This is a genomic window from Curtobacterium sp. MCBA15_013 (assembly GCF_001865095.1).
Classification (GTDB): Bacteria; Actinomycetota; Actinomycetes; order Actinomycetales; family Microbacteriaceae; genus Curtobacterium.
Map to the genome: position 1 here is coordinate 24,953 of NZ_MJGQ01000010.1, position 12,250 is coordinate 37,202.

At 72.5% G+C, this 12,250-nt stretch carries 16 protein-coding genes; 13 read left to right on the forward strand and 3 right to left on the reverse strand.

Annotated elements, in window-relative coordinates; genetic code table 11:
• Position 1 precedes the first annotated feature (1 nt).
• Positions 2 to 277, reverse strand: a complete 276-nt coding sequence (locus BIV01_RS07420) for a hypothetical protein (RefSeq protein ID WP_071302413.1) — start codon at positions 275 to 277, stop codon at positions 2 to 4.
• Positions 278 to 380: 103 nt separating this feature from the next.
• Between BIV01_RS07420 and BIV01_RS07425 the strand changes: the two genes are divergently transcribed.
• The 10 genes from BIV01_RS07425 (at position 381) to BIV01_RS19730 (ending at position 7,912) form a co-directional block, all read left to right on the forward strand.
• Positions 381 to 1,052, forward strand: coding sequence for a hypothetical protein (locus BIV01_RS07425; protein ID WP_071294162.1), 672 nt, complete (start codon positions 381 to 383; stop codon positions 1,050 to 1,052).
• Between the two features lie 364 nt (positions 1,053 to 1,416).
• Positions 1,417 to 2,862 (forward strand): phytoene desaturase family protein, encoded by a 1,446-nt coding sequence (locus BIV01_RS07430; protein ID WP_071302414.1) that lies wholly within the window; start codon positions 1,417 to 1,419, stop codon positions 2,860 to 2,862.
• Positions 2,863 to 2,864: 2 nt separating this feature from the next.
• Positions 2,865 to 3,308 (forward strand): SRPBCC family protein, encoded by a 444-nt coding sequence (locus BIV01_RS07435; protein ID WP_071302415.1) that lies wholly within the window; start codon positions 2,865 to 2,867, stop codon positions 3,306 to 3,308.
• Between the two features lie 122 nt (positions 3,309 to 3,430).
• On the forward strand, positions 3,431 to 3,940 hold the full coding sequence (locus BIV01_RS07440; protein WP_071302416.1) for a hypothetical protein: 510 nt from the start codon (positions 3,431 to 3,433) through the stop codon (positions 3,938 to 3,940).
• A gap of 247 nt (positions 3,941 to 4,187) precedes the next feature.
• Complete coding sequence (locus tag BIV01_RS07445; RefSeq protein ID WP_071302417.1) at positions 4,188 to 4,919, forward strand: class I SAM-dependent methyltransferase; 732 nt, start codon at positions 4,188 to 4,190, stop codon at positions 4,917 to 4,919.
• Positions 4,916 to 6,724, forward strand: coding sequence for an alpha/beta fold hydrolase (locus tag BIV01_RS07450; RefSeq protein WP_071302418.1), 1,809 nt, complete (start codon positions 4,916 to 4,918; stop codon positions 6,722 to 6,724). The genes BIV01_RS07445 and BIV01_RS07450 overlap by 4 nt, the downstream gene beginning before the upstream one ends.
• Positions 6,721 to 7,323, forward strand: coding sequence for a hypothetical protein (locus BIV01_RS07455; RefSeq protein ID WP_071302419.1), 603 nt, complete (start codon positions 6,721 to 6,723; stop codon positions 7,321 to 7,323). The genes BIV01_RS07450 and BIV01_RS07455 overlap by 4 nt, the downstream gene beginning before the upstream one ends.
• Positions 7,320 to 7,487 (forward strand): hypothetical protein, encoded by a 168-nt coding sequence (locus BIV01_RS19720; protein ID WP_022905510.1) that lies wholly within the window; start codon positions 7,320 to 7,322, stop codon positions 7,485 to 7,487. Before BIV01_RS07455 ends, BIV01_RS19720 begins: the two co-directional genes overlap by 4 nt.
• 71 nt (positions 7,488 to 7,558) lie before the next feature.
• Positions 7,559 to 7,717 (forward strand): hypothetical protein, encoded by a 159-nt coding sequence (locus tag BIV01_RS19725; RefSeq protein ID WP_156794815.1) that lies wholly within the window; start codon positions 7,559 to 7,561, stop codon positions 7,715 to 7,717.
• 30 nt (positions 7,718 to 7,747) lie between these two features.
• On the forward strand, positions 7,748 to 7,912 hold the full coding sequence (locus BIV01_RS19730) for a hypothetical protein (RefSeq protein WP_156794816.1): 165 nt from the start codon (positions 7,748 to 7,750) through the stop codon (positions 7,910 to 7,912).
• A gap of 159 nt (positions 7,913 to 8,071) precedes the next feature.
• Here the strand turns inward: BIV01_RS19730 and BIV01_RS07465 are convergent, their stop codons facing one another.
• Entirely contained in the window at positions 8,072 to 8,434 is a 363-nt protein-coding gene (locus tag BIV01_RS07465; protein ID WP_070419333.1) for a hypothetical protein, read from the reverse strand.
• A 238-nt stretch (positions 8,435 to 8,672) separates the two neighbouring features.
• Between BIV01_RS07465 and trpS the strand changes: the two genes are divergently transcribed.
• Positions 8,673 to 9,713: a tryptophan--tRNA ligase gene (trpS, locus tag BIV01_RS07470; RefSeq protein ID WP_083413858.1), complete on the forward strand. Its 1,041-nt coding sequence runs from the start codon at positions 8,673 to 8,675 to the stop codon at positions 9,711 to 9,713.
• Here the strand turns inward: trpS and BIV01_RS07475 are convergent.
• Positions 9,694 to 10,515: a shikimate 5-dehydrogenase gene (locus tag BIV01_RS07475; protein ID WP_071302422.1), complete on the reverse strand. Its 822-nt coding sequence runs from the start codon at positions 10,513 to 10,515 to the stop codon at positions 9,694 to 9,696. The genes trpS and BIV01_RS07475 overlap by 20 nt on opposite strands.
• A 135-nt stretch (positions 10,516 to 10,650) precedes the next feature.
• Here BIV01_RS07475 and BIV01_RS07480 point away from each other — a divergent pair, with 135 nt between their 5' ends.
• Both BIV01_RS07480 and BIV01_RS07485 read left to right on the forward strand, forming a co-directional pair.
• On the forward strand, positions 10,651 to 10,842 hold the full coding sequence (locus BIV01_RS07480; protein ID WP_071302423.1) for a PspC domain-containing protein: 192 nt from the start codon (positions 10,651 to 10,653) through the stop codon (positions 10,840 to 10,842).
• Positions 10,843 to 10,876: 34 nt separating this feature from the next.
• Positions 10,877 to 12,250 (forward strand): L-serine ammonia-lyase, encoded by a 1,374-nt coding sequence (locus BIV01_RS07485; RefSeq protein ID WP_071302424.1) that lies wholly within the window; start codon positions 10,877 to 10,879, stop codon positions 12,248 to 12,250.

Consider the following 12,250-nt stretch of genomic DNA (forward strand, 5'->3'; position numbering starts at 1 on the left):
GTCAGCGGCCCTGCGTCGCCCCCGACCACACGGCGAACGCGCCGCCCACCACGAGCAGCACGAGCAGCAGGATCCACACCGCCAGTGCGACGAGGTTCAGGAAGATCCCCCACCCGGCACGCCCGCGGGCGAACGGTTCGCGGCTCCGTGAGGCGACGCCGAGGCACAGCCCGACGATCGGCGCGACGAACGTCCAGCCGGCGAGCAACGAGCAGATGCCGAGGACGAGACTCGCCGTGCCGAGCCCGGTGCGGGGGGATTCCGAGGACGTGACCATGCACCCGACGCTACGGGTCCGTGGGAGGCGGGTCGTCCCTCCAGGGCCTGATCCGGGTCCACCTGCGGACGGATGGTCACCGGACGCCGGTATCGTCGACTGCATGGCCTTGTTCGGACGACGCAGCAAGCACGACGTGCGCGACCGACCCGTCAGTCAGGTCGAACTGAAGCGCGCCGTCGACGAGGGCTTCCTCATCGCGAAGGCCGCGGTCACCATCGCCGTGGGCAACCGGATCATCACGAACGCCCTCCGCGACGAGGGGTACTTCGACCACGCCGTCATCGCCGACGCCGCGCGCGAGGAACTCCACCGCATGGCCGAGGAACAGCGCGGCGACGCTGCCCGGATGCGCGAGATCCGCTCGAGGTCGAGCAAGCAGAAGGGCCGTTCGCGGCACCAGCACGACTACCGCCGCGGTGACGACCTCAAGCTCCGCACGCGTGAGGCGACGTACGAGCAGCTCGCGACGATGCTCGACAAGCGCCGGGACGACCAGGGCTTCGTCGACGGCATCGTCCTCGCCGCCCGTGCCCGCGCCTGGGACGACATCGGCACGACCGTCGTCGGGCGGCTCGGGTGGGCGCAGCGTCCGGCGGACGACTACGAGGTGGGGCGGGACGACCGGCTGCAGCAGATGCTCGACGAGGACTTCGCGGCGCTGCTGGCGGAGCACCCGGTGGGGTCGACCCCGGTGGACGCCGACGAGCCCGACGCAGCGGACGCGGGCGACGACGGGTCGGACCCGGCGGACCCGGACGCGGCGCGCGTCTGACCGGACCGGCCATCGGAGCGCAGCGATCTCGACGGCGTTGCGGCCCGTCGCCGGCAACCGGCCCGCGCCTGATGCCCGGCACCTCGGTCCACGCGCTGCGGCTCGGAGCGGATCTGCTGAAGTCGTCCGCGCCGTGACCGTTCCGGTTCGCGGATCACGGGGTTCGCGAACCGGAACGGTCATCTGCAGGACCGGGAACGGCCCTGGAACGGACGCGATGACGGGCTGCACGCGGGGGCGTGCCAGACCCGCGCCTCCAGGGCGCCGAACGGTGCGGAGCGCGCCTCGATCACCGTTCGCCGTGAGGGGGATGCGGGCGCGCTGCCCGAGACGGCGCGCAGCAGCGGTCCCTAGGCTCGGGGGCATGGTGGATGCGGTGGTCGTCGGAGCCGGACCGAACGGACTCGCGGCGGCGGTGACGCTCGCGCGTGCCGGGCTGTCGGTCGAGGTCGTCGAACGCGCCGACACGATCGGCGGTGGCGCGCGGACCGCCGAACTCACGCTGCCCGGGTTCCTGCACGACGTGTGCTCCGCCGTGCACCCGATGGCGCTGCAGTCCGAGTTCTTCCGGCGCTTCCGCCTCGAGGACCGCATCGAACTCCGCCTGCCCGAGGTCCAGTACGGGCACCCGCTCGACGGCGGCCGTGCCGGGATCGCGTACCAGGACCTCGCGCGCACCGCGGAGTCGCTCGGCATCGACGGCCCGGCGTTCCGGCAGCTCATGGCCCCCCTGTCCGACAACGCCGACCAGGTTGCCGACTTCGCCACCGGCGCCCTGCTGCACGTCCCGCGGCACCGGCTGAGCGTCCTCCGGTTCGGGTTGCGGGCGCTGGAGCAGGGCACGAGTGCGTGGAACCTCCGTTTCCGCGACGAGGTCGCCCCCGCCATGGTCTCCGGCGTCGCGGCCCACTCGATCCAGCACATGCCGTCCCTCTCCACGGCCGCCGCCGCGCTGTCCCTCGGCGCATACGCGCACGCGCGGGGCTGGCCCGTCCCGATCGGCGGCAGCCAGGCGATCGTCGACGCGCTCGCCGCCGACCTCGTCGCGCACGGCGGCCGCATCGAGACCGGGCGCGAGGTCCGCTCGCTCGCCGACCTCACCCGGGCCAAGGCGGTGCTGTTCGACACGAGCGTCCCCGGGATGCTGCGGATCGCCGGGAAGCAGATCCCGACGCCGCGACGGGGCGCCCTCCGGCGCTTCCGGTTCGGCAACGCCGCCGCGAAGGTCGACTTCGCGCTCTCCGACCCGGTCCCGTGGACGAACGAGGCGCTCCGCCGCGCCGGCACGGTGCACATCGGTGGGACCCGCGCCGAGATCGCGGCCGCCGAGGGCGCGGTCGCACGCGGACAGCACGCCGAGCGTCCGTACGTGCTCGGCTCGGAGCCCACCGTGGTCGACCCGAGCCGCGCGCCCGCGGGCAAGCACGTCTTCTGGGCGTACGCGCACGTCCCCGCCGGGTCGGACGTCGACCAGACCGAGGCGATCACGCGGCAGATCGAGCGGTTCGCGCCCGGGTTCCGCGACACCGTCCTGCAGTCGAGCAGCCGTACCGCGGTCGAGATGGGCGCGTACAACCCGAACTACGTCGGCGGTGACATCGCCGCGGGTGCCGCGAGCTTCTGGCAGCTGGTCAAGCGTCCGGTGCTGTCGTCCGACCCGTGGCGCATGGGCGGCGGCATGTACCTCTGCTCCGAGGCGTCCGCCCCCGGCCCCGGTGTGCACGGCATGGCCGGCTGGCACGCGGCCCGGAGCGCCCTGCAGCACACGTTCGGGCTGCCCGAGCACGTCGATCTCACACCGGAGGACTGACCATGGCGAAGAACGTCCGCATCCTGCACTGCCGCCCGGAGGACGTCTTCGACGTGCTCGCGGACGGCTGGCTCTTCACGACGTGGGTCGTCGGCGCCTCGCGGATGCGCGGGCAGGACCCGGGCTGGCCGGCGGTCGGCACCCGCCTGCACCACTCGTTCGGCGTCTGGCCGCTCGTGATCGACGACGTGACGACGGTCCTCGAGCGGGACGCCCCGCACCGCATGGTCATCCAGCCGAAGGGGTGGCCCCTCGGCGAGGCCCGGGTCGAGCTCGTCGTCGAGGAGCACCGCCGTGGCTGCAAGGTCACCATCGTGGAGAACGCCGTGGCGGGGCCGGGCGCCTGGGTGCCGGACCTCCTCATGCAGCCGATGATCTGGATCCGCAACCGCGAGACGCTGCGGCGGCTCGGCTGGGTGGCCGCGGGTCGCGTCGCGACGTCCTGAGGGACGGGAGGCGCGGTGCGGGCCCGCACCGCGCCTCCCGTCCGTCCTGTGGTCGCCTCGGCACCGGCCCCGCGAACGGGGACGCTGTGGCGGGGTCCTGGGTCCGCCAGACTGACCGGGACATGCTCGCTGCACCCGACCACCGCCCCCTCCGGCCCCGACGCACGACCCTCGTGGTCGGCCTGGCGCTGATCATCGCGACCGCCGTCTCCGGGTGCTCGCACCGAGCCGAGCCCGTGGGCCTCGACGATGCGTTCCCGGACTGGGCGAAGGGCGTGCAGGACCGCTGGGCGGGACAGCCGGGCGAACTCGGCAGCGGCACCGGCTCGGACGACTCGTCGAGCCGACTGTCCCTCGGCACCGGCGAGGACGGGGCACCTGCCCGGGTGAGGGTGTCGATCACGTGCCAGGGCGACGGCACCGTCCACATGGCGGTGTGGGCCGGCCGGGTCGTGGACGGGGCCGAGAGCGGCAAGCGGCTCGCCTCGGGCGAGATCCGGTGCGGACACGACGAGGACCTGTACCTGCGCACCCGGAGCGAGTACGTCACCATCGGTCCGACGTCCGGGGACTCGACCGTCGGCTGGTACGCGGCCACCTACAGCGACCTCGCGGCGACCGCCGCCGACTGACCGGGGGTCGGGGTACACGTGGGTCCGCCGCGTGCCCGACCGACCCGATCCGGTGCGCATCCGCCTGCTTCCCCGAGCTGGTGCGGTTCGACGCGGCGCACGCGCCGGGGTGGGGTGCCGACCGGACCTGGCGAACGCCTCCGAGCAGCCTGAGCGATCGTCGGGACTCGTGGGACTGAGCGGACGTACAGGCCTACCGTCCCTCGGTGTCGGGCCGAGGGAGCCCGGCGCCGAGGGGGGTCGGGTCGTGCAGCACACGTACGGGCAGCAGTTCGCGGAGATCTACGACGACGTCTTCCCGCCGGACCCGGGCCTCGTCGAGGTGCTCGCTTCCAGCGCACCGGCGACGGCGCTCGAGCTCGGCGTGGGTACCGGTCGCGTGGCGATCCCGCTCGCGCAGCGGGGCATCGCCGTCACCGGCGTCGACCTGTCCGCCGAGATGCTCGACCGGTGCCGCGACGGCGCCGACGACGCCGGCGTCGACCTCGACCTGGTGCAGGGCTCGATGACCGACCTCCGCCTCGGACGGCGGTTCGACCTGGTGTTCTGCGTCTGCGCGTCCATCTCGATGCTGCTGACCCGCGAGCACCAGCGCGAGACGCTCGCCACCGCGCGGGACCACCTCGCCGACGGCGGCCGGTTGGTCGTCGAGACGCACAACCCGGACGCGGTGCTCGGCCTGCACGGCGGACGTCGTCGTGAGACCTGGTTCGTCCCGTACCCGGGCGCCGGCCGTGGTCTGCAGACCTACGCGACCCTGGACGAGCCGACCGGACTCTGGCAGGTCAGTCACCTGTGGCACGACGGCGGACGGACGACCATCGGGAACGAGGTGAGCCTCCTCACACCGGTCGAGGTCCTGACGGGCCTCGGTGCGGAGCTCGGGCTCGCCGTTCGGTCCGTGACGGGCGACCGGGACGGCGGTCCGGTGACACCGGAGTCCCCCACGTACACGGTCGAGTTCGAGGTGGCGTCGTGATCGGGTTCGTGGACCGCGTCGTCCGCAGCGTCGTCGACCGGTCGGCCGACCGCGGGAACGTGCTCGCCGCGACCGAGCGGGCCTCCGCGCTCGTGGTGCTGATGGGGAGTCTCGAGCATCTCGCGAACGCGGACAACCGCCGGACGGGCGGCCTGAACGACTGGACCCTGCTGCGGGGCTCCGCGCTCGTCCGCAACGAGCGACTGCGCCGCGTGCTCGACCGCGTCTACCGGCCCCGGGTGGTGACCGCGATGCACGGTCTCCGGGTGGCCGCCGCCCTCGTCCACCTGTCCCCGGTCCGCGACCGACGCGTCCGCGCCGCGGCGTCCGCCGTCACGGTGCTCACCGGCTACGCGCTCGGGCCGCTGCACCACAACGGCGGCGACGGCAGCGACCAGGCGGCGTTCTTCACGCAGGCGCTGTCGGGTGTGGCCCGGGCCTCCGGACGACCCGCGACGGTGGACACCGCGCTGTGGGCGGTCGCGAGCCAGGCGACCCTGTCGTACCTCGTGTCGGGGTGGGTGAAGCTGATGGGTGAGCCCTGGCGGAACGGCTCGGCGCTGCTCGGGGTGATGCGCACGCGGACCTACGGTTCGGAGTGGGTGTGGCGGGTCCTGCGCGACCGGCCGGCACTGGCGCGGGTGGGCGAGGTCGCCACGCTCGTCCTCGAGTGCGCGTTCCCGATCGTGTTCGTGCTCGGCCCGCGGATGCGCGTGGCGTACCTCGGCGCGATCGCCGGGATGCACCTCACCATCGCCGCGACCATGGGGCTCGGTCGGTTCCTCCCCGCGTTCCTCGCACTGCAGCCCGCGGTGCTCTACGTCACCGCGGACCGTCGATCGGTCGTGCCGCGTCGTCACGACGGGTTCCCGTGGGTCCTCGGCGTGATCGGGGCCGCGGTCGGGACGCAGGCCGTGGTCCGGCAGATCGTGGACGCCCGGCGCAGTCGACGTCCCCGTGCCGGGCAGACCGTGGTCGAGACGCCCGCCGGATCGCGCCTGGCCGTGCGGTACCGGCCGGCGACCTCGGGCCCGGGCGCACCCCTGGTGGTGTTCGAGAACTCGCTCGTCGCGGTCCAGGAGTACTGGGACCCGATCATCGCGGAGCTCGGCGGCGACGTCGCCACGCTGACGTACGACCGTCCCGGCACCGGCGCGAGCACGGCACCCGGCGCGACGCTCGCCACCTACGCGGAGGACCTCCGCTTCCTCGTCGGCCGCCACGCCGACGACGGACCCCTCTGGCTCGTCGGGCACTCGTTCGGCGGGCACCTGCTCCGACGCCACGCGGCCGAGCTCGGGCGCGACGTCGCCGGGGTGGTCCTCCTCGACCCGACCACCGGTTTCGTGGACCGACCCGACGAGGACGTCCTGACCGCCGTCCGGTCGCTCACCGACGGCTTCCCGCTGATGGAGTGGTCCCTGCGGACCGGCTGGGGATGGCTGCTCGACGCCACGACCTGGGCGATCCCCGCACGCCAGGAACGGACCGACGACCTGAGCCCCGTGTACCGGAACGCCCGACTGTGGCGCACCGGCCGTGCGGAGTGGCAGGCGGCGGAGCCGGACCTCGTCGCCGACCGACCCGGACGCCGCATCCCCGAGGGTGCCGACGTGCTCGTCGTCACGGCGAGCACGAGCGACGAACTCCAACCGGCCGTGAGCGCCGCGCACGAACGCGTCGCGCACGAGCACGACGGTCGCCGCGAGGTCGTCCGGTCCACCCACGACGGCCTGCTCGTCCACCCCGGACCGGTCCGACGGGTCGGTGCACTCGTCCGCGAGGCGATCGGGGTGGACCGATGAGCCGCCGCAGTGACGGTCGGGCCCTGCCCCTCGCGATCGGCCTCGCGCTCTGGATCATCGCGACGGTCATCGGCCAGCACCCGAACCGTCGATTCGACCGGGTCCGGCAGGTCGACACCGCCGCGCTGCTCATCCCGAACTGGCGCTTCTTCGCACCGATCCCCGCCTCGATGGACTTCGAGCTGCTGCATCGCTACCGGCAGGACGACGTGGTCAGCGAGTGGACGCGGACCAAGGACGTCGCAGCACGCCGGCTCCGGCACATGCTGTGGTTCCCGGACCGGCGGGTCGACAAGGGCCTGTTCGACGTGGTCGGACGGTTCCTGGTGGCAGCGGAGCAGCTGCCGGACGGGTACGAGACGGGCGCCGACTACCGCGCGCTGCTCGCCTTCGTCCGCCGCGTCGTCGCCGCGCAGACGGGTGGTCGCGCCGATGCCGTCCAGTTCGCGATCGTCCGCACGGGCGGTCACGACGACACCGTGCCCGTCGAGGAGCTCTTCGCATCCCGACGGGAACCCATGCACGACGGGGACGGCCCCCGTCGGCAGCCGGACGCCGCCTCCGCAGCGTCCGCACGACCGAAGGAGGAGACCAGATGAACGCCAACACACGGACCGCGCTGTGGTTCGCAGCACCCGTCGTGCTCATCGCCATCGCGGTGGCGATACTCCTGTTCGACCTGCCCGGCTTCGCGTGGCTGTCGGTCCTGGTCGTGCTCGGCATCGCAGCCGCAGTCTTCGTCGTCTCGGCACGACGAGAGTGACCTCGGCCCACCGGGCCGGGAACCGGGCCCAGCGCCCGACCAGCACCATCGCAGAACGGAAGGAATCCAGCATGACCACCATCGCCGACATCGCGTTCGACAGCGACCGCGGGCAGCGGTTCGCGCCGGAGCAGCCCCTCGCCGCGACCCCGCTCGCAGCGCTCGCCGCCACCTCGGTCTTCACGGGTGCGGTCGCCGCGTACGCGGTCGAAGAGGCCGTCGGGAACTGATCACCAGGACATCGAGGAAGGAACCAGCGCATGCAGCAGACACGACAGCTCGACGCCGTCCCGTTCGACAGTGACGAGGCGACCACGTTCCGTGGTCTCCGTCCCGTCGCGGCCACCCCGGCAGCGGTGGCCTGGGCCGGCGCCGTCGTGGCGGCGGCCGGGGTCGGTGCCGCCATCGGGGACGCCGTCGACTGACGGAGCCGCGTGACGGCGCCGGTGGGCGCCGTGTGCGGGCAGGACGGGAGGCGCGGTGCCGGTCGGCGCCGTGCCTTCCGTCGTCGACGGTGCGCGATCCGGGCGCGGCGCGGGTGCGTCTCGGTGCGGGTGCGGGTGCGGGTGCGGGTGCGCTCCGCGCTACGGCCGGGTGTCGACGAGCGCGACGAAGCGGCTGCCGATGCCCTCGACCTCGTGCCGGGTGAAGCCCGCGACGGGGTCCGGCGCCTGGTAGGGCTCGTGGTAGTCGCACATCAGGTGGTCCCAGTCGGGCCACCACTTCTTCGGACGTGCCTCTTCGGCGAAGCCGCAGACCACGCACTCGAGGCGGACCCAGACCTTCTTGGTGCCGGTGCGGTTGGCTCGGGACTGCACGAGCCAGGCGGGCGGGTCCTGCTCGATCGCCGTGAGTTCGGCCTCGCTGAGGTGCGAGGGGATCCCGTGCCGGGTCGCCATCTCGAGGGAGATGTCGAGCCGGACGGCGGCGTCACGTCGGGAGAGCATCCGACCAGCGTAGAGCGCCGACATCGAGCGGTGGGGACGGGTGTCGCTGCGCCGACGCTCGCGCTACGATCCCGACATGCGTTCTCCTCGTTCTTCGTGGTGGCTGCGGTAGCAGCCTCCTGACGCATGGTCGCGGGCTGCACGGCAGCTCGCAGATCGCAGATCGCAGGACCGTCGTGCAGCCCTTTCTCTCGAGAGGGCAACTCCAGTGGACACGTTCACCGCCACACAACACCGCATGCACGACCTCGACGCCCGCATCCGGGCGCGACCGGACCGGTTCCGCGTCCTGACCGGCGAACGGCCGACCGGTCGGCTGCACCTCGGGCACTTCTTCGGCACGATCGCCGAGCGCGTCGCGCTGCAGCGGCGCGGCGTCGAGACCTTCCTGGTGCTCGCCGACTACCAGGTCATCACCGATCGAGACACCGCTGACCACGTCGCCTCGAATGTCCGCGAGGCTGTGCTCGACTACCTCGCAGCCGGACTCGACCCGGCCGCGACGACGGTCTTCACGCACTCGTCGGTGCCGGCGCTGAACCAGCTGCTGCTGCCGTTCCTCAGCCTCGTCACCGAAGCGGAGCTGCACCGCAACCCGACCGTGAAGGCCGAGGTCGCGGCATCCGGTCGCGCGCTCAGCGGCCTGATGCTCACCTACCCCGTCCATCAGGCCGCGGACATCCTGTTCTGCAAGGGCAACCTCGTCCCGGTCGGGAAGGACAACCTGCCGCACGTCGAGATGACACGGACGATCGCTCGGCGGTTCAATGACCGGTTCGGCGCGCTGTTCCCCGAGCCGGAACCGCTCGTCACGACGTCCCCCGAGGTCCCCGGTGTCGACGGCCGGAAGATGAGCAAGAGCTACGGCAACGCGATCGCGCTCGGCATGACCGCCGACGAGACCGCGGACGTCATCCGACGGGCACGCACGGACGGTGATCGGCACATCACCTTCGACCCCGAGCGCCGGCCGGGGGTCGCAGCGCTCCTCACGACCGCGGCGCTCTGCACGGGCTCGACCCCGGAGGCCATCGCCGACGGGATCGGCTCAGCGGGCGCGGCGGCGGTGAAGCGTGTCGCGGTCGAGGCGGTCAACGAGCGCTTCGCCGCGTACCGACGCCGTCGTGCCGAACTCGCTCGCGACCCGTCGATCGTCACCGCGGTGCTGGCGGCCGGGAACCGTCGGGCGAACGAGATCGCCGAGGCGACCCTCGACGAGGTCCGCACCCGGATGGGCATGCGGTACACCGACGAGCCGATCAGGCCTCGCTGCGACTGAACTCGCTCGCCCGGCGGACCTGGTCGTCCGTCAGCGCGACGCCCGTGTACCGCTCGAACTGCCGCGCCGCCTGCAGCGCGATCACCTCGGCACCGGTGATGACCTGCTTGTCCGCAGCGCGACCGGCGCGGATCAGCGGGGTCTCGGACGGGAACGCGACCACGTCGAACACGGTCGTCGCCGCGCCGACGCGATCCTGGTCGAAGGCGAGCGTGTCCTGCTGGTCGCCGCGCATGCCGAGGGGCGTGACGTTCACCAGGACGTCGGTGACCGGCGCGTCCCGCTCGTCGGCGACCCACTCGTACCCGTACTGCGCCGCGAGGGCCGGCCCCGCCTGCTCGTTGCGTGCGACCACGGTGAGGTCGTCGAACCCGGCACCCCGGAACGCCGCCGTGACCGCCTTGGCCATGCCGCCGGAGCCGCGGAGCAGCACGCTCGCGGACGGATCGACGGCGTGCGAGGCGAGCAGCGACGCGACTGCCTCGTAGTCGGTGTTCGACGCCGTGAGGACGCCGTCGTCGTTCACCACGGTGTTGATCGACTCGATCGCCGCCGCGGACTCCTCGACGACGTCGACGAGCGGGATGATCGCTTCCTTGAAGGGCATCGAGACCGAGCAGCCGCGGATGCGGAGTGCCCGGATGCCGGTCACCGCGCCGGGGAGGTCGGTCGTGGTGAACGCCTTGTAGACGAACTCCAGCCCGAGCTCGTCGTAGAGGAAGTTGTGGAAGCGGGTGCCGATGTTGCTCGGTCGAGCGGCGAGTGAGATGCAGACCTGCATGTCCTTGTTGAGGATGGGCATGTCGTCAGTCTCCCATGGCAGCAGGGATGGAGCGGTCCACACGAGTCAGATGTGGAGGGGGTGGGGTTGTCCCCACCACGGATGCGGGTGTCCCCCGGATTCGATGTCGGATCGATCCTCCGTACCGTCGATGACATGAACACACTCATCCGCCCCCGCACCGGCCGCCTCCTCGCTGGGGTCTGTGCCGGCATCGCCGACCGGTTCGGCTGGTCCCGCACCGTCGTCCGCATCGCCTGGGTCATCCTGAGCCTCTTCCCGGGGCCGCTCTGGATCGCCTACGTCGTCCTCTGGATCCTCATGCCGAACCAGGGCTCCCGGCGCTGATCCCCCACCCGTCCGGACGGGTTAGTGTGGCGGGGTGCCGGTCTCCGTCTTCGATCTGTTCAGCATCGGGATCGGTCCGTCGAGTTCCCACACCGTCGGACCGATGCGGGCCGGACGCGCCTTCGCCGCCCGCGTGGCCGAGGCTCCCGTCGCGACGATCGCCGTCGACCTCTACGGCTCGCTGGCCTCGACCGGCCAGGGCCACGGGACGCTCGGCGCGGTCGTCACCGGCCTGATGGGGTCGGACCCCGAGACCGTGGACCCCGACGCGATGAGCCGCTCGCTCGCCGAGCTCGAGGAGACCGGCGTGCTCCGGCTCCAGGGCGGGTCGAGCGTCCCGTTCCGGCTCGCCGACATCGTGCTCCACCCGCTGACGATGCTCCCCCGCCACCCGAACGCGATGCGCCTCCGTGCCGCCGACACGTCCGGGGCGACCATCGCCGAGGAGACGTACTACTCGATCGGCGGCGGCTTCGTCACGAACGACTCCGAGGGGGACGTCGCCGAGACCGCGATCCCCGTCGACGACGCCGTGCCGTACCCGTTCTCGAGCGGCGCCGAGCTGCTCGCGGCCTGCGCGGCGAGCGGTCTGCCGGTCAGCGGGGTCGCACTCGCCAACGAGACCGCCACGCGCAGCACCGACGACGTCCGGGCCGGCCTCCTCCGCATCCACGGCGTCATGGAGTCCTGCGTCGAACGGTCCGTCGAACGCTCCGGCACGCTCCCGGGTGGGCTCACCGTGCGACGCCGCGCCGCGAACTGGTTCGAGCAGCTCACCGCCGACGACCCCGGGCACGACCCGCTCTTCGCGATGGAGTGGGTGAACCTCATGGCGATGGCCGTCAACGAGGAGAACGCCACCGGTGGACGGGTGGTCACCGCGCCGACGAACGGTGCCGCCGGGATCATCCCCGCCGTCCTGTACTACGCGCTCACCTACGTGCCGACGGTCACGCCGGCGAACCGCGACGACACCGTGGTGCGCTTCCTGCTGACCGCGGGCGCCGTGGGTTCGATCTACAAGGAGCGCGCCTCGATCTCCGGCGCCGAGGTCGGCTGCCAGGGCGAGGTCGGGTCGGCGGCGTCGATGGCCGCCGCAGGGCTCGCCGAAGTGCTCGGAGGAACGCCCGAGCAGGTCGAGAACGCCGCCGAGATCGCCATGGAGCACAACCTCGGGCTCACCTGCGACCCGATCGGCGGGCTCGTCCAGATCCCGTGCATCGAGCGGAACGCCATCGCCGCGAACAAGGCGATCAACGCGGCGCGGATGGCGCTGCGGGGTGACGGCGTGCACCACGTGTCGCTCGACCAGGTCGTCGAGACGATGCGGCAGACCGGCGCCGACATGTCCACGAAGTACAAGGAGACCGCGATGGGCGGGCTCGCGGTGAACGTCCCGCTCTGCTGA

Bases quoted from the DNA above. Each gene is read 5' to 3' on its own strand.
- BIV01_RS07420 (WP_071302413.1), bottom strand. From the start codon at position 277: ATGGTCACGTCCTCGGAATCCCCCCGCACCGGGCTCGGCACGGCGAGT.
- BIV01_RS07425 (WP_071294162.1), top strand. From the start codon at position 381: ATGGCCTTGTTCGGACGACGCAGCAAGCACGACGTGCGCGACCGACCC.
- BIV01_RS07430 (WP_071302414.1), top strand. From the start codon at position 1,417: ATGGTGGATGCGGTGGTCGTCGGAGCCGGACCGAACGGACTCGCGGCG.
- BIV01_RS07435 (WP_071302415.1), top strand. From the start codon at position 2,865: ATGGCGAAGAACGTCCGCATCCTGCACTGCCGCCCGGAGGACGTCTTC.
- BIV01_RS07440 (WP_071302416.1), top strand. From the start codon at position 3,431: ATGCTCGCTGCACCCGACCACCGCCCCCTCCGGCCCCGACGCACGACC.
- BIV01_RS07455 (WP_071302419.1), top strand. From the start codon at position 6,721: ATGAGCCGCCGCAGTGACGGTCGGGCCCTGCCCCTCGCGATCGGCCTC.
- BIV01_RS19720 (WP_022905510.1), top strand. From the start codon at position 7,320: ATGAACGCCAACACACGGACCGCGCTGTGGTTCGCAGCACCCGTCGTG.
- BIV01_RS19725 (WP_156794815.1), top strand. From the start codon at position 7,559: ATGACCACCATCGCCGACATCGCGTTCGACAGCGACCGCGGGCAGCGG.
- BIV01_RS19730 (WP_156794816.1), top strand. From the start codon at position 7,748: ATGCAGCAGACACGACAGCTCGACGCCGTCCCGTTCGACAGTGACGAG.
- BIV01_RS07465 (WP_070419333.1), bottom strand. From the start codon at position 8,434: ATGCTCTCCCGACGTGACGCCGCCGTCCGGCTCGACATCTCCCTCGAG.
- trpS (WP_083413858.1), top strand. From the start codon at position 8,673: ATGCACGACCTCGACGCCCGCATCCGGGCGCGACCGGACCGGTTCCGC.
- BIV01_RS07475 (WP_071302422.1), bottom strand. From the start codon at position 10,515: ATGCCCATCCTCAACAAGGACATGCAGGTCTGCATCTCACTCGCCGCT.
- BIV01_RS07480 (WP_071302423.1), top strand. From the start codon at position 10,651: ATGAACACACTCATCCGCCCCCGCACCGGCCGCCTCCTCGCTGGGGTC.